The sequence below is a fragment of the Arthrobacter melezitosi genome (assembly GCF_054511055.1).
The window spans coordinates 76034-96204 of sequence record NZ_JBTNDJ010000011.1 but is presented as its reverse complement, the minus strand read 5'-3'; the positions used below and the strand labels follow the sequence as shown (position 1 = coordinate 96204).

The window sequence follows — 20171 nt, the reverse complement described above, 5'->3', positions numbered from 1 at the left end:
TCGAAGGCGGCGGGTCAGGTCGCCTCGGCGTCGTAGGGGGCCTGCTGTCCGGCCGAGAGCCGGACCACCGCTGGCGGCGCGATCCCGGCGGCGGGACCGGCGGCCGGGGCGGGCGCGCCGGGACTGAGCGGCTTGAGAACGTCGTCGAAATCCTCGAGCAGGGCTTCCCGGATAATCCGGCGGGGGTCGTACTGGCGCGGGTCGAGCTTCCGCCAGTCGAGCTCGTCGAGTTCGGGGCCCACTTCCTCGCGCAGCTGCTCGCGTGCACCGGTGGCCATTCGCCGCAGCCCCTTCACGAGGCGGGCGAGTTGGGAGGCGTACTCGGGGAGCCGCTCCGGGCCGAGGATCACAACGGCAAGCAGCGCCAGCACGACAAACTCGAGACCGTTGATTCCCAACACGAGAAAAAGACTACCTTCCCGGGCCGCGCCCGGACTATTTGGCCCGGGTGCCGGGCTCCTACCCGACGCCGGCGATCCGTGGGATTGCGAGGGTGGGCTTGCGCGGTGCCCGGTGGGCGAGCTTCTCCCGGAGCATGGTGCGGCCGCGGTGGATGCGCGAGCGCACGGTGCCGAGCTTGACGCCGAGCACGGCGGCGACCTCGTCGTAGGCAAGCCCTTCGAGGTCGCACAGCACGACGGCGGCCCGGAAGTCCGGCGGCAGCTCCTCCAGCGCGGACTGGACGTCAATGTCGAGGTTGTTGAACTCGTAGCTGCGCTCCGGGCCGGGGTGGCCGCTGGGCAGCCGGCTCTCGGCCTCTTCGGTGAGGCCGTCGAACCGGATGCGGGTCTTCCGCCGCGCCTGGTCCAGGAAGAGGTTCGTGGTGATGCGGTGCAGCCAGCCGTCGAGGGTTCCCGGCTTGAAGTTCGCGAGGGACCGGAAGACCCGGACGAACACCTCCTGGGTGAGGTCCTCGGCGTCGTACTTGTTGCCGGTGAGCCGGTAGGCAAGCCGGTACACCTTGGGCGAATAGTTGGTGACGACTTCCTCCCAGGACGGCGCGACCCACTCTTCCCCGCCGGCGTCCGCGGCGGTGCCTGTTTCGACCGGCGCCTGCGCCGGCCCGGCGGCCGCTGCCGCCCGTGCTGTAGACATCAGAATCCTCTTCTCGCCGTCGGAAGGTTCCCGGCCCGGGCCGCCGCGGTTGCGGTGCGGCCACAAGGAATTCGACGCCGTACGTATGTTGGATGTCCCGAGGAAAAAATACTTTCGCATGAAGCTGGGAGGAGGCTGTTAAATCTGCGTGCGTTGGGTGGACGCCGTTGCACGTCCTGGAGGGCATTAACAGTAGGGTTGAAGCGGGGTGGGGGCCCAGACCACATGATCACCGACAGAACGGACACCGATGGCCGCGGATAAGCAGAGCAGCTGGTCCTATACCGAGGGGCTCCCCGAGGAGGACGACGTGCTCCTTCGGGCCCGGGACCGATCCCACGAGCTCGGCGTGACCCCCGTGTCGCCCGGCGTGGGAGCCGCGCTGACGGTGCTAGCCGCCGGGTCCAAGGCGCAGACCGCCGTGGAGGTCGGTGCCGGCGCCGGCGTCTCCGGCGTCTGCCTGCTGCGCGGGCTGGGCCGCAGCGCCGTCCTGACCACCATCGACTCGGACGTCGACCACCTCCGTACGGCCCGCGAGGCGTACGCCGAGGCCGGCATCCCCGGCAACCGGACGCGCACCATCTCGGGCCGGGCCGCCGACGTACTCCCCCGGCTGACCGACGCCGCCTACGACCTCGTGTTCCTCGACGCGGACAAGCCGAACCTTCCCCTGTACGTTGACCAGGCCATCCGGCTGCTGAAGCCCGGCGGGATGCTCATCGTCAATGACGCCCTGGATTCGGACCGCGTCGCCGAGCCGGCGGTGCGCGACGCCTCGACCAATACCCTGCGCCAGGTCGGCAGGACCATCCGTGAACACGACCGGCTCATGTCGACGATGCTGCCGACGGGCTCGGGCCTGCTGCTCGCGGTGAAGCGCCAGGCCTGACCCCGTGTGGGGCTCAGCCGGTGACGGTGAGCAGGCAGTCCTTCAGCTTCCCGGCTTCCTCTGCGTTGAGCTCGACGACCAGCCGCCCCCCACCGTCGATGGGGACCCGCATGATCAGGCTGCGCCCCTCCTTGGTGACTTCCATCGGTCCGTCGCCGGTTCGCGGTTTCATGGCAGCCATAAGGAGTGTCCCTTTCAAAAGTGCGCCGCCGGGTGAGGGCGGCGCGTCGGTAAGCGGTGTGCGCGGAACGCACCCCTAAGGGAGAAGCGCGCCGATACACGTCATCACCAAACATTATCCAGCACAATCGCGCGCAGGGACTAATTCCGTGCGGCGCGGATCACAGTGTCGCGCCCTCAGGGCGGCAGAAAAGCGCTCTCTGGCGGGTCCCACATCCACAACTGGCCAACCCACACACCCTGCAGCAGGACGGACACCCCGACGATCACCCAGCGGCCGGCCGGAGACCGGACGGCGAAGACACCGGCCAACGCCAGGGGAAACAGCGGGAGCAGGATCCGGTAGGTGCTGGACTGCGGATTCCAGAACGCCGCCAGATAGAGCAGGTAGGAAGCGCACCAGAGGACCGCGACACCACCGACGCGAGAGACACTGCGCGAGCGTAGGAGGATGACGCACCCGGCGGCCACGGCGAGGACGGCGACAGAGCCACCGACCGGGCCGAGGAGGCGGGATCCCAGCTCGAACCACGGGACGAAGGGCGCAAGGTGCGATCCGCGCCAGGCCGTCTCGGTCTCGAGGTAGGCGTCGACCCGGCCGGTGACCGCCCAGGCGATGGCGGGCCAGCTGAGTGCGGCGGCCCCCGCGGCGAGGGTCAGCACCGCCAGCCGGACGGGGATGGACCCGGGTCCGCCGTCCCCGGACCGGCCGGACCGCCCCCTCCAGGCGCGGAGCGCCTCGCGCACGAACAGGGCGAAGACAAGGACGGCGAAGGGCACCCCGGCGGGCCGGGCCAGGCCCATGGCCAAAACCACCGGGACCGCGCCGAGGTAGCGTCCTGTCGCCACCAGATACAGGGCCAGGGTTAGCAGGAGCAGGTGGAGCGACTCCGCGTACGGGATCTGGAGGATCGGCGACACCGGCAGGAACGAAACGAACGCCACCCCCCACAGCGCATCACGGCCGGCGGCCGCCAGACGGAACAGGCGGTAGATCACCAGGGCGGCACCGAACCCACAGGCGGTGGCGGCGGCGGGGGCGAGGATCTCCCAGTCGGCTCCGGTCAGGGAATGAAGCACCCGGACCAGGCCGGGAAACAGCGGGTAGAAGGCCCACTGGTTCTGGAGCGCTGACCCGTCCTCGGCGCGCGGCAGCACCTCGGGGTATCCCTCGTCGTAGATCCGCCGGTACCAGCCGCTGTCCCAGAACTGGACGAAGGAGAGGTAGTCCGGGGAGGCCGGCCCCCACGGGCTGGCCGGCTGACGGGAGGCCGCGGCGACGAGCAGTACCGTCGAAACGGCGCGCGCCGCGGCAAAGACGAGCAGGACCTGCACCGGCCAGGGCCATGCGTGAAGCGCACGGCGCACCGGCCCCTGCAGCTGCGGCCGGGTCACGGCCCCGGCACCGCCGGCCCACCGGCCGGGTCGGTGGCGGTCTCCGCCCGCACCCAGCAGGAGGCGAGATGGTCGTTCACGTAGCCGGTGGCCTGCATCATTGCGTACGCGGTCGTGGGTCCGACGAATCGGAAGCCATGGCCGCGGAGGGCCTTCGCGAGCGCCGTCGACTCGGCGGTGATGGCGGGCACGTCGGCGAGGTCCGCCGGCGCCGGGCGCGGGGCGGGCCGGTGGGCTTCGAGCAGGCCGGCAAGGCTCACCCCGGGCGGCAGGGTCGTCAGGGCTCGGGCGTTGGCGATGGTGGCGAGGATCTTGGCCCGGTTGCGTACGATCCGCGCGTCGGTGAGCAGCCGCTCGATGTCCTCCGCGGTGAAGTCCGCAACCCGGGACGGCTCGAAGCCGGCGAAGGCCTCACGGAAGGCGGACCGCTTGCGCAGGATGGTGATCCAGCTCAGCCCGGATTGGAAGGCCTCCAGGCTCAGGCGCTCGAACAGCGCCGCCTCGCCATGGACTTCCCGGCCCCACTCCGTGTCGTGATAGCGCTCGTAGTCGGCGCTGGAGACCGCCCAGCCGCACCGCGGCCTCCCGTCGGACCCTGCGGTTGCCCCGGTCACTGCTGCTCCCCGCCGGAGCCGGCGCACCCGGCGGCGCTCCGGCGCAGGTCCTCGATCTGGGCGTCCCGTTCGGCCAAGGCCCCGGCGAGACGGTCGAGGACCTCGTGGACCTGGTCCCGGCGGTAGCCCCGGAGCGCGCGCCCGAACCGGATGCCGGAGACGTCCGCGGCCGCGGGCGTCTCCGGCAGGAGGATCGGGGGCAGGGCGGGGGCCGGCTCCGCGAGGCCCGGAAGCACCCAACCGGTGCGTGCCGGCCGGCGCGGTCCGGGCCGCCCGGGGCTCAGGCGCCAGGCCGCGGCGGCGGTGCCGGCCGCCAGGACCACCGCGAGGACGACGAGGAAGATAGTCACAGGGTCATCGTGCCAGAAACCGCCGCGCGGCCGGCCTCGGCTACGGCGCCGTGTGGGACCTGGTGTCGGCGATGACGAATTGAACCGCCTCCTCGGCAGTGTCGACGAGGTGGACGAGTCCGAGGTCGGCCTCGGCGATCATTCCCTCGGCAAGCAGCGTGTTCCGCACCCAGTCCCACAGCGGAGCCCAGTAGTCGATGCCGATCAGCACGATGGGGAACGAGGTGACCTTGCGGGTCTGCACGAGGGTCATGGCTTCGAAGAGCTCATCGAGGGTGCCGAAACCGCCGGGCAGCACCACGAAGCCCCGCGCGTACTTCACGAACATCGTCTTGCGGGCGAAGAAGTACCGGAAGTTGATGCCGAGGTCGACCCACTCGTTCATTCCCTGTTCGAAGGGAAGCTCGATCCCCAGCCCCACCGACATGCCGCCCGCCTCGCAGGCGCCCTTGTTGGCGGCCTCCATGGCACCCGGGCCGCCCCCGGTGATCACGGCGTAACCGGCACCGACGAGCCGCCGGCCCACCTCCTCGGCCACGGCGTAGAACCTGGAGTCCCTCGGCGTCCGCGCCGATCCGAAGACGCTGATCGCGGGGCCGAGCTCGGAGAGGGTGCCAAAGCCTTCGACGAACTCGCTCTGGATCCGCAGGACCCGCCACGGATCCGTCTTGGTGAACATCGGTTCTTCTTCGGCGTCCAGGAGGAAGCTGTCGGACTGCGGCTCGGCGGCCTGTCTGCGGCGCAGCTCGACCGAGCCGCGTCGCCGCGGTTCTGCCGCGGGAGCCCGTTGAGGCAGCTGCCGGGAGGGGGTGGTGGCGTCGGCGTCGGAGTCGCGGTTCAGGTGAGGCATCCTCCTAGGCTAGCCTCCCGGCCCGCCGTTGGGGCCTTGGTTGCTCTTGAATCACAATTCCCGCTTTTGGGCGCGGTTGTCTTGCCAGAGGGCATTCGTTCGCTAGATTCTTCTCCATGACAAGTGAACCGCAGCCGCCCACGTCCGCGTCTTCTGCGCACCCTCTGGTCTCCCTCAAGAAGGTCAACAAGCACTTCGGGCCCCTCCACGTCCTGAAGGACATCGACCTCGAGGTCGCCCGCGGCGAAGTCGTTGTGGTGATCGGCCCGTCGGGTTCCGGGAAGTCCACGCTGTGCCGGGCGATCAACCGGCTGGAAACCATCGACGACGGCGAGATCCGGATCGACGGGAAGGTGCTGCCCGCCGAGGGCAAGGCCCTTGCACGGCTCCGCGCCGACGTCGGCATGGTCTTCCAGTCGTTCAACCTCTTCGCGCACAAGTCCATCCTCGAGAACGTGACCCTTGGGCCCACGAAGGTCAAGGGCATGAAGGGCGGCGAATGCAAGGAGCTCGCCATGTCGCTGCTCAAGCGCGTGGGCGTTGACAACCAGGCGCAGAAGCTTCCCGCGCAGCTCTCCGGCGGCCAGCAGCAGCGCGTGGCGATCGCCCGGGCGCTGGCGATGAAGCCCAAGGTGATGCTGTTCGACGAACCGACCTCGGCCCTCGACCCCGAGATGATCAACGAGGTCCTCGACGTGATGGTCTCCCTGGCCAAGGAGGGCATGACCATGATCGTCGTCACCCACGAGATGGGGTTCGCCCGCAAGGCCGCCGACCGGGTCGTCTTCATGGCCGACGGGCAGATCGTCGAGCAGGCGACCCCCGAGGAGTTCTTCACCAACCCCAAGAGTGAGCGGGCCAAGGACTTCCTTGGCAAGATCCTCGCCCACTAGAGTTCCACAACCTACCCGTACCGCATCGTCAAGGCCCATGAGGCCGCAACGCAAGGAGAAATCATGCGAAAGACCCGTTATGCAGCCGCTATGGCAGCGGCAGCAGCACTCACCCTCTCGGCCTGTGGAGGGGGTGGCGGCACTGAAGGCGGCGGCGGCGAAGGCGGCGGCGGCGAGGGCGGCGGCGAAACCATCACGATCGGCATCAAGTTCGACCAGCCGGGCCTGGGCTTCGACGAGGGCGGCTCCTACTCGGGCTTCGACGTCGACGTCGCCAAGTACGTCGCGAATGAACTCGGCTTCTCGGAGGACCAGATCGAGTGGAAGGAAGCCCCGTCGGCGAACCGCGAGAACCTGCTCTCGAACAACGACGTCGACATGATCTTCGCGACCTACTCCATCACGGACGAGCGCAAGCAGACTGTGGACTTCGCCGGTCCGTACTTCGTCGCCGGCCAGGACCTCCTGGTGCCCAAGGACAGCGACATCGCCGGCCCCGAGGACCTCGAGGGCAAGAACCTGTGCTCGGTCACGGGCTCCACCTCGGCCCAGAAGATCAAGGACCAGTACCCGGGCGTCAACCTCGTCGAGCAGCCCGGCTACGCCGAGTGCGTCAGCGTGATGGGCGGCGGGCAGATCGATGCAGTGACCACCGACGACATCATCCTCGCCGGCCTCGCCGCGCAGGAGGCCAACGCCGGCCAGTTCAAGGTTGTCGGCAACCCCTTCTCCGAGGAGAACTACGGCGTCGGCCTGCCCAAGGGCAGCGACATGTGCGAGGACATCAACGCCGCGATTACCAAGATGATCGAGGAAGGTGCCTGGGAAGAGGCGATCACCAAGAACACCGAGGGTGCGGACTACAGTTTCAATGAGGAACTGAACCCGCCGGAACCGGCCCCCTGCGCCTGATCACCTCCTGCATTTTGGTGGGGCGGCCGATCCCGGCCGTCCCACCTATGCATGTCCCCCAAAGAATGAGGTGAACCGTGGATAACTTCCTGACGCTCTTCGAGACCTACAACGTCCCGGCGGCCTTCTGGGTGAACATCCAGCTGACTTTCTGGGCCGCTGTGTGGTCCCTGGTGCTCGGCACCCTGCTGGCGCTCATGAGGATTTCCCCGATCCCCAGCCTCCAATGGCTCGGCGCTGCGTACGTCAACATCTTCCGAAACACTCCGCTGACGATCATCATCGCCTTCGGCGTCCTGGGGCTCTTCGGGCAGCTCCAGGTATCCCTGACCGATGACTTCAACCTGAACTTCTTCCGCCTGGCCATCCTCGGGCTGACGATCTACCACGCGGCCTTCGTCTGCGAGGCGATCCGCAGCGGCGTCAATACCGTCCCGCTCGGGCAGGCCGAAGCCGCCCGGGCGATCGGGCTCAGCTTCCTCCCGGCGGCCCGCCTGATCATCCTGCCGCAGGCCTTCCGCGGGGCCATTGCCCCGCTGGGCAACGTGCTGATCGCACTGATCAAGAATTCCACCGTGGCGGCGGCAGGTTCGGTCGCGGCCGAGGCCTCAAGCCTCATGAAGACCATGATCGAATTCCGCGGCGACCTGGTCATTCCGATCTTCTTCACGTTTGCCATCGGCTTCGTGATCCTCGTGATCCCGGTCGGGCTCCTCACAACCTGGGCCTCCAGGAGATTGGCGGTGGCCCGATGAGCGCCCAGAACGTCCTGTTCGACGCCCCCGGCCCCAAGTCGCGGCGCAACATCCTCATCGGGAACATCATCGGGGCCCTGCTGATCGCCGGGCTTATCGCCTACGTGGTGTTCCTGCTGGCCGGCAAGGGCCAGCTGGCGCCCGGCAAGTGGACGCCCTTCCTCGAGGGGCGCACCTGGGAATTCTTCCTGCTGCCCGGCCTGCTGAGCACCCTGCGGGCAGCAGCCATCGCCGTGGTGACCTCGGTCCTGTTCGGGCTGATCTTCGGGCTCGGCCGGCTCTCCCACGTGAAGCCCATCCGCTGGTTCGCCGGTCTTGTCGTCGAGTTCTTCCGGGCCGTGCCGGTCCTGCTCATGATGATCTTCCTGTGGCTGGCGCTCGGACGCTCCAACCTCGTCGAGGACGCGCCCTTCTGGGCCGTCGTCACCGCCCTGACCCTCTACAACGGCTCGGTTATCGCGGAGCTGATCCGCTCCGGCGTGCAGGGCCTGCCCAAGGGCCAGCGTGAGGCCGGACTGGCGATCGGCATGACCCAGATGCAGTCCCTGCGCACGATCGAGGTGCCCCAGGCGCTCATCGCCATGCTGCCGGCGCTGGTGAGCCAGTTCGTCGTGATCCTGAAGGACTCCGCGCTGGGCTACATCATCGGCTTCCCCGAACTGCTGCAGAACGCCCGGCGGCTCGGCGTCGGCGAGGGCAACCTGCTGCAGTCCCTCCTCATCGCCGCCGTGATCTTCATCGTCATCAACTTCGCGCTCTCCTCCCTGGCGACACGGCTCTCCAAGCTGTTGAGCTTCCGGACCAAGGGCGGGACGCGCGACGACAAGCAGGACGGCGTTATCGCCGCGGAGCCCGAGGGCACGCTCTCCCGCTGATTCCAGCCGCTTCCGGCAAAGAGCCCCGGTCAGTTCCTCTGGCCGGGGCTCTTTGCGTTCGGGCAGATAATGGAGACCCAGCTTCCTTCGCCCGATTCCATGCCCCTTTCCGGAGGACCGCCCTGACACCCGCACCGCTGCCCCCGCGCAGGTCCAAGGCCGTCGCCGGCGTGCTGTGTGCCGTGTGGGTGGCCTGTGTTGCCGTCGTCGTTCTCTGGCGGACGCCGGTGGACAGCGGCGCGGCGAACGTCCTTGAACGGTGGCTCCGTTTCCTGCATACGCGCGGCCTGCCGGCGGCGGTGGACTACGGCTTCATTGAGTTTGCGGCGAACATGGCGATGTTTCTCCCGCTTGGCCTGTTCTGGTTCATCCTCGCGCCGCGCGGCTGGCGCTGGTACGGGCCGCTCGTGGGGCTCGGGCTGTCGGCGCTGATCGAGTTGGCGCAACTGGTGCTGCTTCCGGAGCGCTTCGCCACGCCGTACGACGTGCTGGCCAACGGGCTGGGCACGTTCGTTGGCACCGTGCTGGCCTGGGCCGCGCTGTGGCTGCGGGACGGCATGCGGCGGTCGTAACGGTCGATCGACCCTGAGCTCGATCGTTCGTCAATCTGCCCATGCTGCGCGGCCGACGCCGGGACGCAGGCTCCCGCGCGGCGCACCGCGTCCCGCCCTTCGCCGCCGGGCACCCTGCTAACGCGCCAGCCAGCTGGTCAGCACCCGCAAGCACTCGCGCACCTCGCCGGCATGCACGTGCTCGTCGTCGCTGTGGGCCAGCAGCGCGTCGCCCGGCCCGAAATTCACCGCGGGAATGCCCAGCTCGCTGAACCGCGCCACGTCCGTCCACCCGTACTTGGGCTTGGGCTCGGCCCCGACCGCCGCCACGAAACTCGCGGCCGCCGGGTGCTGAAGTCCCGGCCTCGCCCCGGCCGCGGCGTCGGTCCGCTCAATGTCGAAGCCATCGAGCACCCACCGGACATACTGTTCGGCCTCGTCGGGGGTCTTGTCCGGGGCGAAACGGTAGTTCACCTCGATCACCGTGCGGTCGGGGATGACATTGCCCGCGGTGCCCCCGCTGATCAGGACGGCGTTGAGGCTTTCGCGGTAGTCGAGCCCGTCCACCGGCACGGTGGCGGGCTGGTGCTCCCGCAGCCGCACGAGCACCTCGGCGGCCTTGTGGATGGCGTTCTCCCCCCGCCAGGCGCGCGCCGAGTGGGCGGCCTTCCCCGTCGTCGTGACGTTGAAGCGGGCGGTGCCGTTGCACCCGCCCTCCACCGTGCCCGCCGTAGGTTCGAGGAGGACGGCGAAGTCCGCCTCGAGCCACTGGGGGTAGTGCTCGGCCAGCCGGCCCAGGCCGCTAAGGGACGCCTCGACCTCCTCATGGTCGTAGAAGACGTAGGTGACGTCGCGGACGGGGTCCGTCAGCGCGGCGGCCAGTGCCAGCTGGACCGCGACGCCGCCCTTCATGTCGGTCGTTCCCCGGCCGTAGAGCACCTCGCCGTCCCAGGTGCCCGGGACCGTCGCCCGCGAGCCCGCCGCGGTGGGCAGGGGCACCGTGTCCAGGTGCCCGGCCAGGATCACCCGTTCGCGGCGGCCCAGGGAGGTGCGCGCGATGAGCGCATCGCCGTCCCGCACCACCTCGAGGTGGCCAAGGCCCCCCAGGGCCTCCTCCACCGCATCCGCGATGGCGCGCTCGGTTCCGGAGACGCTGGAGATGTCGACGAGATCCGCCGTCAGTTGGGCAACATCGACGCCCAGATCGAGGGGCCGCAGGCTGGGTTGAGTCATTTTTCCACCCTATCCCTCGGTAGACTTTGAATCATGACCTCCAGCGCAGTGCATTCCTCCATGCCCGGATCCGGGCCGCGGACCGCCTCGGGCCGCGGCATCGCCACCCTCGCCGCCGACGGCAGCGTCCTGGAGGCGTGGTTTCCGGCGCCCCGCCTCGGTGGTGCCCCGGAGCAGGACACCGACCGGGCACTGCTGGGCGAGCTCGAGGCGCTCGCCGCGGCCGGCGCCGATCCGGTGCGCCGGACAACTACCGAATTGGTCTCCCCCTCGATCGAACTCGACGCGCCGCCCGCCGACGCCGTCGATGCCTACCTGCGCCTCCACCTCCTTTCGCACCGGCTGGTGACCCCGAACAGCATCAACCTCGACGGCATCTTCGGGCTCCTGGCCAACGTCGTCTGGACGAACCACGGGCCCTGCGCCGCCGCGGACTTCGAGACCGTGCGCCGGGCCCTGCGGGCGCGCGGGCCGGTGACCGTGCTCTCGGTCGACAAGTTCCCGCGCATGGTGGACTACGTGGTGCCGTCGGGGGTGCGCATCGCCGACGCCGACCGGGTGCGGCTGGGCGCTTACCTCGCGGAAGGCACGACGGTGATGCACGAGGGCTTCGTGAACTTCAACGCCGGGACCCTCGGCACCTCGATGGTCGAGGGGCGCATCTCCGCCGGGGTCGTCGTCGGCAACGGCTCCGACATCGGCGGCGGGGCCTCCATCATGGGAACCCTGTCCGGCGGCGGGACCCAGAGGATCACCATCGGCGAGCGCTGCCTGCTCGGCGCCCAGGCCGGGGTGGGCATTTCGCTGGGCGACGACTGCGTGGTGGAGGCCGGGCTCTACCTGACGGCCGGCACCAAGGTGACACTGGAGGACGGCTCGATCGTCAAGGCAGCGACCCTATCCGGTGTATCCGGGGTCCTCTACCTCCGCAACTCAACCACCGGCGCCGTTGAAGCCCGCACCCGCCGCGGCGAGGGCATCGCCCTGAACGCCGCACTGCACGCCAACTAGCCGGGGATGCCAGCCGCCGGCCCCTCGCGGGCAGTCCGCCGCCGCCGCCGGAGCGTCGGCGCCGTCGTGCTGCTTGCCGTTGCCGGCGGCGCCGTGTGGGCGGCCGCCGCGCAGCTGAAGCCGGCCGAGATCCTGCGCACCGAACGGTGCACCGCCACCGTGGGCCCTGACAGCTACAACCTCACGCCGGTGCAGGCGCAGAACGCCGCGCTGATCGCCGGCGTCGCGGTGGCCCGCGGCCTGCCGGCGCGGGCGGCGTCGATTGCCATCGCGACCGCCGTCCAGGAATCCCGGCTCGAGAACATCGACTACGGCGACGACGCCGGGCCCGACTCGCGCGGACTGTTCCAGCAGCGGCCCTCCCAGGGGTGGGGCACCGAGGAGCAGGTCATGGACCCGCTGTACGCGGCGGGTGCGTTCTACGACGCGCTGGTGCGCATCCCGGGCTACGAGACACTGCCCATCACCGAGGCCGCGCAGCGCGTCCAGCGCAGCGCCTACCCCACCGCCTACGCCGACCATGAGCCCGAGGGCCGGGCCTTCGCCTCGGCGCTGACCGGGCACTCCCCGGCGGCTCTGACGTGCGTGCTCCGCCAGGCCTCGGCCCCGGGCGACCCCGCCGCCGTGGCGGCGGAGGCGGAGCGGATCTTCGGTCCCCTGGGGGGCGCGGCCGACGGCGATGTGCTCACGGTGCCGGCCACGGAGCCCGGGGGCTGGATCACCGCCTCCTGGGCGGTGGCCAACGCCCATGCCCTGGCTATTACGGAGGTCTCCTTCGCCGGCCAGGTGTGGACCCGCGAGGCGGGCCGGTGGAGCCCGGGCCCCACCGACGCCGGAATCCTCGCCATCACCGTCGCCGGCGACCCGGCCTCCTGAGCGGCACCCCCGGAACCGCCCTAGGCGAGCATCCGGATCACGGGTTCGACATAGCTGCGCAGGGCCCCTTCGTCCTCGCACAGGTCCTGGCACATCAGCACCCGGGCGGGTTCGACCCACCACGCCCGCTGCGCACCCAGGGGAAGCTCGACGATGTCGAGCGTGAAACGCCGCACGGCGCGGCCCAGCTCGAGTTCGCGTTCCTCCACCAGGGTGTCGAGCAGCGCTTCGAGGCGGTCCCCGCGGGCGCTGGCATGCAGGGCGTACTCCGCCCGGCGTTCCTCCGCCCACTCGATGGCGGACCCGAAATGCGCCTGCGCCACCCGCCGCAGCGCCACCATGCCGTTCAGTTCCTCGAACTCCGGCGGGATCGGGAGCGTTGCGGCGGCAAGGTCCCCGCCGACCAGCCGGTGCCACCAGGCCTCCCACTCGACCCGCAGGGTTTCGGTCCCGCCGGCGTCCTCCACCGGCCGGCCCAGCGTAGAGGTGCGCACCGCCGGGCGCACCGGCGGGAGCGAAGGCTGTCCAATCCCGCGCAGTCCGGAACAGTCGCGCAGGTACAGGGCAACGAGCAGGACCTCCGAGGTGTCCACGCTGAATCGTCCGCCGCGCCGTGACGGCTCGTGCGTCATGGGCCTCCTTCGACCGATGTGCTGCTCCAAGAGTAGACCTCCCTCCCCTGCCACGACAGAGCCCGGCCGGTGCTGTTGTGGCCCCGCCTGCGGGGCTCGGGCGGGGAGCGAACTAGAGTGGGAGTATGAGAATTCTTGTCACCGGCGGAACTGGTTATATCGGCTCGCACGCCGTCCTTTCCCTACAGGAAGCGGGGCACGACGTCGTCGTCATCGACAACCTCGTGAACTCCAGTGCGGAATCCCTCCGCCGCGTCTCCGAACTGAGCGGTCAGCCGGTCGACTTCCACCATGTCGACCTCGTTGACGAGGCCGCCGTCGATGCCGTATTCGCTTCCGGGCGGATCGACTCGGTCATCCACTTCGCGGGGCTCAAGGCCGTCGGAGAGTCGGTCCGGGAGCCGCTGAAGTACTACCACAACAACCTTGTGGGCACGATCAACCTGCTCCGGGTGATGGACCGGCACGACGTGCGGTCGATCGTCTTCAGCTCCTCGGCCACCGTCTACGGCGAGCACAACCCGATCCCCTACGTGGAAAAGATGGAGATCGGCGCCAACAATCCGTACGGCCGGACGAAGGAGCAGATCGAGGACATCCTCTCCGACCTCGGCGCCGCCGATCCGCGCTGGCACATCGCCCTGCTGCGGTACTTCAACCCGGTGGGGGCGCACCCCTCGGGCCGCATCGGGGAGGACCCGCAGGGCATCCCGAACAACCTTGTCCCGTTCATTGCGCAGGTCGCGGTGGGACGGCGGGAGAAGCTGACCATTTTCGGCGGCGACTACGAAACCCCCGACGGCACCTGCCAGCGCGACTACATCCATGTGGTGGACCTTGCAGAGGGCCATGTGGCCGCCTTGAACTACATTGCGGACCAGGCGGGCGTATTCCGCTGGAACCTCGGCTCGGGCCACGGCTCGTCGGTGCTTGAGGTGCTTCACTCCTTTGAGAAGGCCGTCGGGCACTCCCTGCCCTACGAGGTTGCGGGCCGCCGGGCCGGTGACCTCCCCGCATTCTGGGCCGACGCAGCCTCCGCCCTGGCCGACCTTGGCTGGTCCACCTCCAAGACGCTCGACGAAATGTGCGAGGACCACTGGCGCTGGCAGAAGAACAACCCGAACGGGTACAGCGCCTGACTTGACGCCGCACTCCCGGAGGGGATCCGGGAACGCACACGGCGGCCGTCCACCTGCGAAGGTGGACGGCCGCCGTCGTTCGTGGTGCGGGTCCCGCCGGGAGGGAGCGTTACCGGGCAGGGTAGTTGCGCTCCGGGGATCCCGTGTACAGCTGGCGGGGCCGGCCGATCTTCGTCTGCGGGTCCTGCATCATCTCGCGCCACTGGGCGATCCAGCCGGGGAGGCGTCCGATCGCGAAGAGCACGGTGAACATCTTCTCGGGGAAGCCCATCGCCTTGTAGATCAGGCCCGTGTAGAAGTCGACGTTCGGGTACAGCTTGCGCTCGATGAAGTAGTCGTCGGCCAGGGCCTTCTCTTCGAGGCGCAGCGCGATGTCGAGCAGCTCGTCGTTGCCCCCGAGCTTGGAGAGGATGTCGTGGGCCGTGGCCTTGACGATCTTCGCGCGCGGGTCGTAGTTCTTGTAGACCCGGTGCCCGAAGCCCATGAGCTTCACGCCGTCTTCCTTGTTCTTCACCTTCTCCATGAAGTCCTCGGGCTGCATGCCCTTGGCCTTGATGTCGCGGAGCATGTTCAGCACGGCCTCGTTGGCGCCGCCGTGCAGCGGGCCGAACAGGGCGTTGATGCCGGCGGAGACCGAGGCGAACATGTTGGCGTTGGAGCTTCCCACCAGGCGCACCGTGGAGGTCGAGCAGTTCTGCTCGTGGTCGGCGTGCAGGATCAGGAGCAGGTCGAGCGCCTTGGCCACCATCGGGTCGACGTCGTACGGCTCCGCCGGCAGCCCGAAGGACAGCCGCAGGAAGTTCTCCACGAGGTTCATCGAGTTGTCCGGGTACAGCATGGGCTGGCCGATCGACTTCTTGTGCGCGTAGGCCGCGATCACCGGAAGCTTCGCCATCAGGCGGAAGGTCGAGAGTTCAACCTGCTCGTCGTCGAACGGGTCGAGGGAGTCCTGGTAGAACGTCGAGAGCGCCGACACGGCCGAGGAGAGGACCGGCATGGGGTGCGCATCGCGTGGGAAGCCGCCGAAGAAGCCCTTGAGCTCCTCATGCAGCAGCGTGTGGCGGCGGATGCGCCCGTCAAACGCCGACAGCTCCTCGGGGGTGGGCAGGTTGCCGTAGATCAGCAGGTACGAGACCTCGAGGAAGCTGGAGTTCTCGGCCAGCTGCTCGATCGGGTATCCCCGGTAGCGCAGGATGCCGGCGTCGCCGTCGATGTAGGTGATCGCCGAGGTGGTGGCGGCGGTGTTCATGAAGCCCGGGTCGAAGGTGACGTTCCCGGTCTGCTTCAGCAGCTTCGAGATGTCGAAGCCGTTGTTGCCCTCGGCCGCAGTCAGCGTGGGCAGGCTGAGTTCGCCGCCGTTGAAGTGCAGCGAGGCACCGTTCTGCTCGGTCATTGACTCTCCTTCAGGAGCTGGAGTGGAACCATCACAACGAAGGAGGGAAGAATCCACACCGCGTTGGCTTATTCAGTCTGAAACGGTACCGGTATGACAGCCATCTTCACTAATCCTCCGTCCGCCGGCGCCGCCGTGGCAACACACCGGGGCGGAATCAGCTCCGGCCCCGGAGCCTCTCGACAGCGGCGTCGATCCGCTCGTCGGTCCCGGTGAGCGCCACCCGCACGAAGCCGTGTCCGGCCTCCCCGTAGAAGGTCCCGGGCCCGACGACGATGCCGCGCTCGGCGAAGCGCGTGAGCGCGTCCCAGGTGTCCGTCCCATCGCTTGCCCACAGGTACAACCCCGCCTCCGAACCGGTCACCGTGAAGCCGAAGGCCTCGAGCGCGGGCAGCAGCCGGGCACGTCGGGAGCGATAGAGGTCCTTCTGCTGCTGGACGTGCGCGTCGTCGGCCAGCGCGGCCCGCATCGCCTCCTGCACCGGGAACGGCACAATCATGCCCGCGTGCTTGCGGGAGTTGACGAGGTTGGCCACGATGGCGCCGTCGCCGGCCACGAAGGCCGCCCGGTAACCGGCCAGGTTCGATTGCTTGCTCAGGGAGTAGACGGCGAGCAGGAGGTCGTTGCTGCCGCCCGAGACGCGCGGGTCCAGGACGCTGGGGACGGCCTGGCCGCCCCGGGCGCTGTCCCACTGGCCCCACCCGAGTTCGGCGTAGCACTCATCGGAGGCGGTGACCGCCCCCAGGGAGCGGGCGTCGTCGACGATGTCCTTCAATGCCTCCGCGGACAGCACCGAACCGGTGGGGTTCCCGGGGCTGTTCACCCACACGAGCCGGACCCGCCGCCGGATCTCTGCAGGAAGGTCGGCGGGTGAATCCGCCGTGACCGGGGTGGCGCCGGTGAGGAGGGCGCCGACGTCGTAGGTGGGGTACGCGACCGTCGGGCGGACGACGACGTCGCCGGGGCCGAGGCCCAGCAGGGTCGGCAGCCAGGCGACAAGCTCCTTCGACCCGACGGTCGGCAGGATGTCCGCCGGGTCCAGCCCGGGGACCGCGCGCCGCCGGTCGAACCAGGCGCTGATGGCTTCACGCAGCGCCGCGGTGCCGTGGGTGGTGGGGTAGCCCGGGGCGTCCGCCGCACCGGCGAGGGCGGTGCGGATCACTTCGGGCGTCCGATCGACCGGGGTGCCGATGGAGAGGTTCACCACTCCCCCGGGATGCTTCGACGCCGTCTCAATGTAGGGGGCAAGCGCCTCCCACGGGTAGTCCGGAAGGTTCAGCCCGAAGGCGCGCGTCTGTCCCCCAGCTGTCATGCGGGCTGGTTCTGCGGAGGCAGCGCGGCGATGATCGGGTGGTCCTTGCCGGTGTTGCCCACCTTGGCGGCACCCCCCGGCGAGCCCAGGTCGTCGAAGAATTCGACGTTGGCCTTGTAGTACTCGGCCCACTGCTCCGGGGTGTCGTCCTCGTAGTAGATGGCCTCCACCGGGCAGACGGGCTCGCACGCGCCGCAGTCGACGCACTCGTCGGGGTGGATGTAGAGCGAGCGTTCACCTTCGTAAATACAGTCCACCGGGCATTCTTCAATGCAGGCCTTGTCCTTGACATCCACGCATGGCTGCGCGATTACGTAGGTCACTTCCCACGCCTTTCCTTGTGACTGTTTACTGCGTGCACACCCTTGGTGCACTCTCCAGCTTACCCAGTCCCGGCGGGGCCGGAGTGCCCTCTCGCCCGTACGCAGGCGCACCTCCCTCCCGGTCCGCCCGGCCGAGGACGGCGGCCTGGGCTGCCGTCGCCCGGCTAGGCTTGGGGAATGACGTCTCCGGTCCTCCTGATCCAGTCCCTGCCGGAGGGAACCCGGGTGGTCGTGCGGTACCGGACCGGCGGACAGCTGACGGACGCCCTCGGGGATCTGATCGCCTTGGATGAGGATTCGTGCACGGTCCGCACGCGGCGCGGTGACGCCGTCGTGCCGCTTGTCGACGTGACGGCCGCGAAGCCTGTGCCGCCTCCCCCGCCGCGGCGGAAGCCCCGGGCCCGCTAGGGGTGGTTCCCGGGCACCTACCCGCGGCCAGTCAGTGGGCGGAACCGCTGGCTGAGAACCCCGCGAGCACTCCTGCCCACTGATCACCCTCCATCAATGGGCAGAACCGTCGGACACGGAGCTCCGAAACGGTTCTGCCCACCGATCAACCCTCATCAGTGGGCAGAACCGTTGAACACGGACCCCTTGAACACTTCTGCCCACTGATCAGCGTCCATCAGCGGGCATATCCAGACATGCCCACTGATCAACGTCCGTCAGTGGGCAGAACGGTTCGCAGAAAACCTCTTAAACACTTCTGCCCACCGGTCAACCCTCATCAGTGGGCGGAACCGCTGGTTGAGAACCTCGCGAGCACTCCTGCCCACCGATCAACCCCGTTCAGTGGGCATATTCAGACATGCCCACTGATCGACACCCATCAGTGGGCAAATGCGATCAGCCGACCGCGCCAACTGCGTCCCCTAGGACCGAGGAGTGTCGGCAAGGCCCGACCGGACCAGTGCCAGGAACTGCTCGGGATGGTGGACGACCATGGCATAGGTGACCCGCAGCACCCGGGTTCCGCCGATCGTCAGCAGGTTCCAACGGCGCCGGTCCTCCGCGAACTCCTCCGGTCCGCTATGAAACCGACGTCCATCAACCTCGACCCCGAGCCGCCCCTCCACGAACAGGTCAAGCCGGCCGACCCCCGGACGGTGGACCTGGGTCTGCACCGTCAGTCCCGCCTCGAGAAGGTGGAATCGGGCAACGGTCTCGATGATCGATTGGGACAGGGGATCGATTCGGGCAACGATGCGGCGGGCACCTGCATCACGCCGTCCCTGCAGCCTGTCGCGCAGTTCCTGGAGCGTCACCCGGTCCGTGGCAACGGCGCATTCAACAATGCACAGCGCGTCCAGTTCGGGGAGACACCGCAGCGCCTGGACGCACACATCGGCGAGGGTGGGCGTGCCCGACAACCGGTGGACCCGGAATTGGGGCGGAAGATCGCGGCCGTGGTTGACGCTCACGTGGACCCGCGCCGGGCTCCGCAGAACCCAGAGGCCATGCCAGGCCGCGGCACTTATGCAGGCAAGCTCCGCCTTCGCACAACGGGCGGCAAGAAGGGAGGGATCCGCGGCCGGGAGGGCAAACACGCCCCGCGAGACCCGCTCAACCGATGCGCGTCCAACCGCGGAGGACAAGGCGGCGCCGCTGACCCCGAGCGCCGCGAGCTGCCTGCGCCGTGCCACCCCTCCCATATCCTCGAGCGCCCGAACTACGTCCATCATCCAAGCCTGACGTGCCCAATTCGCGGGCGGCGGCACCGGGACCCGGTGTGGACAACCGGCAACAAAGCACGGCCGACGGCGGGCCCTTTGTACGCCCCGGATTCCGGCATTGGCACTCACCAATGGCAGGCCCGCGCTACCGTATGATTTCCTTCATGCACACCGATGAGGATTTTCAGGCGCGGGCCCGCGCCCTGAGCTCGCCCCTGCGCCTGCGGATCCTGCGCCTCTGCCTCCACAAGGCGAGGACCAACAAGGAGATCGCGGGCATCCTCAAGGTGAACCCTGCGACCGCCCTGCATCATGTGCGGACCCTCCTGGCGACCGGGTTCCTGCGCGCCGAAGAACCGCGGACCGGCAACCGGGGCGCCCGCGAGATCCCCTACCGGGCGACGGGCCTGTCCTGGGGGACCAAACTCCCCAACGCGGCACCGGTGCTTGTTGAAACGTTCCTCCAGGAAATCGAGGGCCTCGCCCCGTCGGAAATCGATGTCTGGCGGCTCGGCATCCACCTCAACCCGGCGAACCGGGCCGAGATGATGGGCCGCCTGCGCGACATCTTCGAGGAGTACGCGGCCCGCGGCGCCGATCCGGACGGGACGGCGACCTCGGTCCTGCTCGCCCACCACCTGGACCGCACTGCGGACTAGCCGACCCGACGCTCCTCGTGGAGGCGGCCCCCGCGCCGCGGATTAGCCGACCCGACGCTCCCTGCGGAAACGGCCCCCGCGCAGCACCGTGCTACACACCGCAGTGCCGAGAACGGTGACCCCCACGAGCCCGTACATCCAGATATTCCCCGCGAGGACGGCGTCCGGCGCCGGGCCCGGCCCTTCGACGCCGGTGAGGATAAGGGTCTCGGCGCTGAGCGAGACCAGGGCGACGGCGAGATAGGCCGTTCCGCCGCTGAGCGCGGTGATGAGAATGCTGCGGGCCCAGAGCCCGCACCAGATGATGATGCTTCCGGCCAGGACCAGGGCGGCCACCGCGCCCACAGGCAGGGCAAGCTCGTCTACCCTCAGGACCTGGGCATGCAGCGCCGTTCCCAGCACCGCCGCCAGGACGCCGCCCAGCAGCCCTCCGGCCACCGCCCGCCACCGCGCCACCATGAGGCCGGACCGCTGCCCGGCCGGGTTAAACGCCGGACGCCGGCCCCTCCGTGGAACGGGAGGACCGGCGTCGACGTCGTAAGGCATGATCCGGGAGGACCC

At 69.0% G+C, this 20171-nt stretch carries 25 protein-coding genes; 11 read left to right on the top strand and 14 right to left on the bottom strand.

Features of this window, described 5'->3' with window-relative positions; translation table 11 throughout:
- Positions 1-14: 14 nt before the first annotated feature.
- Both ACX80W_RS12385 and sigE read right to left on the bottom strand, forming a co-directional pair.
- Positions 15-401: a sec-independent translocase gene (locus ACX80W_RS12385; RefSeq protein ID WP_459283706.1), complete on the bottom strand. Its 387-nt coding sequence runs from the start codon at positions 399-401 to the stop codon at positions 15-17.
- A gap of 58 nt (positions 402-459) precedes the next feature.
- The gene (gene sigE / locus ACX80W_RS12380) at positions 460-1095 is read right to left on the bottom strand and encodes an RNA polymerase sigma factor SigE (protein ID WP_459283704.1); all 636 of its coding nucleotides are present in this window, start codon (positions 1093-1095) and stop codon (positions 460-462) included.
- A 250-nt stretch (positions 1096-1345) separates the two neighbouring features.
- On the opposite strand from sigE, the gene ACX80W_RS12375 reads away from it, so the two are divergent.
- On the top strand, positions 1346-1984 hold the full coding sequence (locus ACX80W_RS12375; RefSeq protein WP_459283702.1) for an O-methyltransferase: 639 nt from the start codon (positions 1346-1348) through the stop codon (positions 1982-1984).
- A 13-nt stretch (positions 1985-1997) separates the two neighbouring features.
- Here ACX80W_RS12375 and ACX80W_RS12370 read toward each other — a convergent pair whose 3' ends face one another.
- From ACX80W_RS12370 to ACX80W_RS12350, 5 genes are all read right to left on the bottom strand, one after another.
- Positions 1998-2165 carry a DUF3117 domain-containing protein gene (locus ACX80W_RS12370; protein WP_081737717.1) on the bottom strand — a complete coding sequence of 56 codons (168 nt, stop codon included), beginning with the start codon at positions 2163-2165 and terminating at the stop codon, positions 1998-2000.
- Between the two features lie 176 nt (positions 2166-2341).
- Positions 2342-3559 (bottom strand): putative hexosyltransferase, encoded by a 1218-nt coding sequence (locus ACX80W_RS12365; protein WP_459283700.1) that lies wholly within the window; start codon positions 3557-3559, stop codon positions 2342-2344.
- Positions 3556-4173, bottom strand: coding sequence for a DNA-3-methyladenine glycosylase I (locus ACX80W_RS12360; protein WP_459283698.1), 618 nt, complete (start codon positions 4171-4173; stop codon positions 3556-3558). Before ACX80W_RS12360 ends, ACX80W_RS12365 begins: the two co-directional genes overlap by 4 nt.
- A complete protein-coding gene (locus tag ACX80W_RS12355) occupies positions 4170-4523 on the bottom strand; it encodes a DivIVA domain-containing protein (protein WP_459283696.1) in 354 nt (117 codons plus the stop codon). Before ACX80W_RS12355 ends, ACX80W_RS12360 begins: the two co-directional genes overlap by 4 nt.
- A 40-nt stretch (positions 4524-4563) precedes the next feature.
- On the bottom strand, positions 4564-5373 hold the full coding sequence (locus ACX80W_RS12350) for an LOG family protein (protein WP_459283694.1): 810 nt from the start codon (positions 5371-5373) through the stop codon (positions 4564-4566).
- 116 nt (positions 5374-5489) lie between these two features.
- On the opposite strand from ACX80W_RS12350, the gene ACX80W_RS12345 reads away from it, so the two are divergent.
- The 5 genes from ACX80W_RS12345 to ACX80W_RS12325 all read left to right on the top strand — a co-directional run bounded on the left by ACX80W_RS12345 (position 5490) and on the right by ACX80W_RS12325 (position 9380).
- The gene (locus ACX80W_RS12345; RefSeq protein WP_459283692.1) at positions 5490-6266 is read left to right on the top strand and encodes an amino acid ABC transporter ATP-binding protein; all 777 of its coding nucleotides are present in this window, start codon (positions 5490-5492) and stop codon (positions 6264-6266) included.
- Between the two features lie 63 nt (positions 6267-6329).
- Positions 6330-7178 (top strand): glutamate ABC transporter substrate-binding protein, encoded by an 849-nt coding sequence (locus ACX80W_RS12340; RefSeq protein WP_459283690.1) that lies wholly within the window; start codon positions 6330-6332, stop codon positions 7176-7178.
- Positions 7179-7255: 77 nt separating this feature from the next.
- A complete protein-coding gene (locus ACX80W_RS12335) occupies positions 7256-7933 on the top strand; it encodes an amino acid ABC transporter permease (protein ID WP_120165007.1) in 678 nt (225 codons plus the stop codon).
- A complete protein-coding gene (locus ACX80W_RS12330; RefSeq protein ID WP_459283687.1) occupies positions 7930-8808 on the top strand; it encodes an amino acid ABC transporter permease in 879 nt (292 codons plus the stop codon). The genes ACX80W_RS12335 and ACX80W_RS12330 overlap by 4 nt, the downstream gene beginning before the upstream one ends.
- A gap of 170 nt (positions 8809-8978) precedes the next feature.
- On the top strand, positions 8979-9380 hold the full coding sequence (locus ACX80W_RS12325; protein WP_459283685.1) for a VanZ family protein: 402 nt from the start codon (positions 8979-8981) through the stop codon (positions 9378-9380).
- Between the two features lie 117 nt (positions 9381-9497).
- Here ACX80W_RS12325 and dapE read toward each other — a convergent pair whose 3' ends face one another.
- The gene (dapE, locus tag ACX80W_RS12320; protein ID WP_459283683.1) at positions 9498-10592 is read right to left on the bottom strand and encodes a succinyl-diaminopimelate desuccinylase; all 1095 of its coding nucleotides are present in this window, start codon (positions 10590-10592) and stop codon (positions 9498-9500) included.
- Between the two features lie 33 nt (positions 10593-10625).
- Here dapE and dapD point away from each other — a divergent pair, with 33 nt between their 5' ends.
- Both dapD and ACX80W_RS12310 read left to right on the top strand, forming a co-directional pair.
- A complete protein-coding gene (gene dapD, locus ACX80W_RS12315) occupies positions 10626-11603 on the top strand; it encodes a 2,3,4,5-tetrahydropyridine-2,6-dicarboxylate N-succinyltransferase (protein ID WP_459283679.1) in 978 nt (325 codons plus the stop codon).
- 6 nt (positions 11604-11609) lie between these two features.
- Complete coding sequence (locus ACX80W_RS12310; protein WP_459283677.1) at positions 11610-12479, top strand: hypothetical protein; 870 nt, start codon at positions 11610-11612, stop codon at positions 12477-12479.
- Positions 12480-12499: 20 nt separating this feature from the next.
- Here the strand turns inward: ACX80W_RS12310 and ACX80W_RS12305 are convergent, their stop codons facing one another.
- Positions 12500-13111 carry a hypothetical protein gene (locus tag ACX80W_RS12305; RefSeq protein ID WP_459283675.1) on the bottom strand — a complete coding sequence of 204 codons (612 nt, stop codon included), beginning with the start codon at positions 13109-13111 and terminating at the stop codon, positions 12500-12502.
- Between the two features lie 125 nt (positions 13112-13236).
- Between ACX80W_RS12305 and galE the strand changes: the two genes are divergently transcribed.
- Complete coding sequence (gene galE, locus ACX80W_RS12300; RefSeq protein ID WP_459283673.1) at positions 13237-14250, top strand: UDP-glucose 4-epimerase GalE; 1014 nt, start codon at positions 13237-13239, stop codon at positions 14248-14250.
- 109 nt (positions 14251-14359) lie between these two features.
- Here the strand turns inward: galE and ACX80W_RS12295 are convergent, their stop codons facing one another.
- The 3 genes from ACX80W_RS12295 to fdxA all read right to left on the bottom strand — a co-directional run bounded on the left by ACX80W_RS12295 (position 14360) and on the right by fdxA (position 17278).
- Positions 14360-15643, bottom strand: a complete 1284-nt coding sequence (locus tag ACX80W_RS12295; protein WP_459283671.1) for a citrate synthase — start codon at positions 15641-15643, stop codon at positions 14360-14362.
- Between the two features lie 157 nt (positions 15644-15800).
- Complete coding sequence (gene dapC / locus ACX80W_RS12290; RefSeq protein WP_459283669.1) at positions 15801-16955, bottom strand: succinyldiaminopimelate transaminase; 1155 nt, start codon at positions 16953-16955, stop codon at positions 15801-15803.
- On the bottom strand, positions 16952-17278 hold the full coding sequence (gene fdxA, locus ACX80W_RS12285; protein ID WP_120164998.1) for a ferredoxin: 327 nt from the start codon (positions 17276-17278) through the stop codon (positions 16952-16954). The genes dapC and fdxA overlap by 4 nt, the downstream gene beginning before the upstream one ends.
- A gap of 177 nt (positions 17279-17455) precedes the next feature.
- On the opposite strand from fdxA, the gene ACX80W_RS12280 reads away from it, so the two are divergent.
- Complete coding sequence (locus tag ACX80W_RS12280; RefSeq protein ID WP_459283666.1) at positions 17456-17686, top strand: putative acetyltransferase; 231 nt, start codon at positions 17456-17458, stop codon at positions 17684-17686.
- Between the two features lie 464 nt (positions 17687-18150).
- Here the strand turns inward: ACX80W_RS12280 and ACX80W_RS12275 are convergent, their stop codons facing one another.
- A complete protein-coding gene (locus ACX80W_RS12275) occupies positions 18151-18957 on the bottom strand; it encodes a type IV toxin-antitoxin system AbiEi family antitoxin domain-containing protein (RefSeq protein WP_459283664.1) in 807 nt (268 codons plus the stop codon).
- Between the two features lie 158 nt (positions 18958-19115).
- Here ACX80W_RS12275 and ACX80W_RS12270 point away from each other — a divergent pair, with 158 nt between their 5' ends.
- On the top strand, positions 19116-19610 hold the full coding sequence (locus ACX80W_RS12270) for a helix-turn-helix domain-containing protein (RefSeq protein ID WP_459283662.1): 495 nt from the start codon (positions 19116-19118) through the stop codon (positions 19608-19610).
- A 42-nt stretch (positions 19611-19652) separates the two neighbouring features.
- On the opposite strand, the gene ACX80W_RS12265 is transcribed toward ACX80W_RS12270, so the two are convergent.
- Positions 19653-20156, bottom strand: coding sequence for a hypothetical protein (locus ACX80W_RS12265; RefSeq protein ID WP_459283660.1), 504 nt, complete (start codon positions 20154-20156; stop codon positions 19653-19655).
- Between the last annotated feature and the right edge of the window lie 15 nt (positions 20157-20171).

Excerpts from the sequence above, each read along its gene's own strand:
- ACX80W_RS12350 (WP_459283694.1), bottom strand. The coding sequence starts at position 5,373 with ATGCCTCACCTGAACCGCGACTCCGACGCCGACGCCACCACCCCCTCC.
- ACX80W_RS12345 (WP_459283692.1), top strand. The coding sequence starts at position 5,490 with ATGACAAGTGAACCGCAGCCGCCCACGTCCGCGTCTTCTGCGCACCCT.
- ACX80W_RS12375 (WP_459283702.1), top strand. The coding sequence starts at position 1,346 with ATGGCCGCGGATAAGCAGAGCAGCTGGTCCTATACCGAGGGGCTCCCC.
- ACX80W_RS12270 (WP_459283662.1), top strand. The coding sequence starts at position 19,116 with ATGCACACCGATGAGGATTTTCAGGCGCGGGCCCGCGCCCTGAGCTCG.
- dapD (WP_459283679.1), top strand. The coding sequence starts at position 10,626 with ATGACCTCCAGCGCAGTGCATTCCTCCATGCCCGGATCCGGGCCGCGG.
- sigE (WP_459283704.1), bottom strand. The coding sequence starts at position 1,095 with ATGTCTACAGCACGGGCGGCAGCGGCCGCCGGGCCGGCGCAGGCGCCG.
- ACX80W_RS12305 (WP_459283675.1), bottom strand. The coding sequence starts at position 13,111 with ATGACGCACGAGCCGTCACGGCGCGGCGGACGATTCAGCGTGGACACC.
- ACX80W_RS12265 (WP_459283660.1), bottom strand. The coding sequence starts at position 20,156 with ATGCCTTACGACGTCGACGCCGGTCCTCCCGTTCCACGGAGGGGCCGG.
- ACX80W_RS12275 (WP_459283664.1), bottom strand. The coding sequence starts at position 18,957 with ATGGACGTAGTTCGGGCGCTCGAGGATATGGGAGGGGTGGCACGGCGC.
- dapE (WP_459283683.1), bottom strand. The coding sequence starts at position 10,592 with ATGACTCAACCCAGCCTGCGGCCCCTCGATCTGGGCGTCGATGTTGCC.
- ACX80W_RS12295 (WP_459283671.1), bottom strand. The coding sequence starts at position 15,643 with ATGACCGAGCAGAACGGTGCCTCGCTGCACTTCAACGGCGGCGAACTC.
- dapC (WP_459283669.1), bottom strand. The coding sequence starts at position 16,955 with ATGACAGCTGGGGGACAGACGCGCGCCTTCGGGCTGAACCTTCCGGAC.
- ACX80W_RS12280 (WP_459283666.1), top strand. The coding sequence starts at position 17,456 with ATGACGTCTCCGGTCCTCCTGATCCAGTCCCTGCCGGAGGGAACCCGG.
- ACX80W_RS12330 (WP_459283687.1), top strand. The coding sequence starts at position 7,930 with ATGAGCGCCCAGAACGTCCTGTTCGACGCCCCCGGCCCCAAGTCGCGG.
- ACX80W_RS12370 (WP_081737717.1), bottom strand. The coding sequence starts at position 2,165 with ATGGCTGCCATGAAACCGCGAACCGGCGACGGACCGATGGAAGTCACC.
- ACX80W_RS12310 (WP_459283677.1), top strand. The coding sequence starts at position 11,610 with ATGCCAGCCGCCGGCCCCTCGCGGGCAGTCCGCCGCCGCCGCCGGAGC.
- ACX80W_RS12340 (WP_459283690.1), top strand. The coding sequence starts at position 6,330 with ATGCGAAAGACCCGTTATGCAGCCGCTATGGCAGCGGCAGCAGCACTC.
- galE (WP_459283673.1), top strand. The coding sequence starts at position 13,237 with ATGAGAATTCTTGTCACCGGCGGAACTGGTTATATCGGCTCGCACGCC.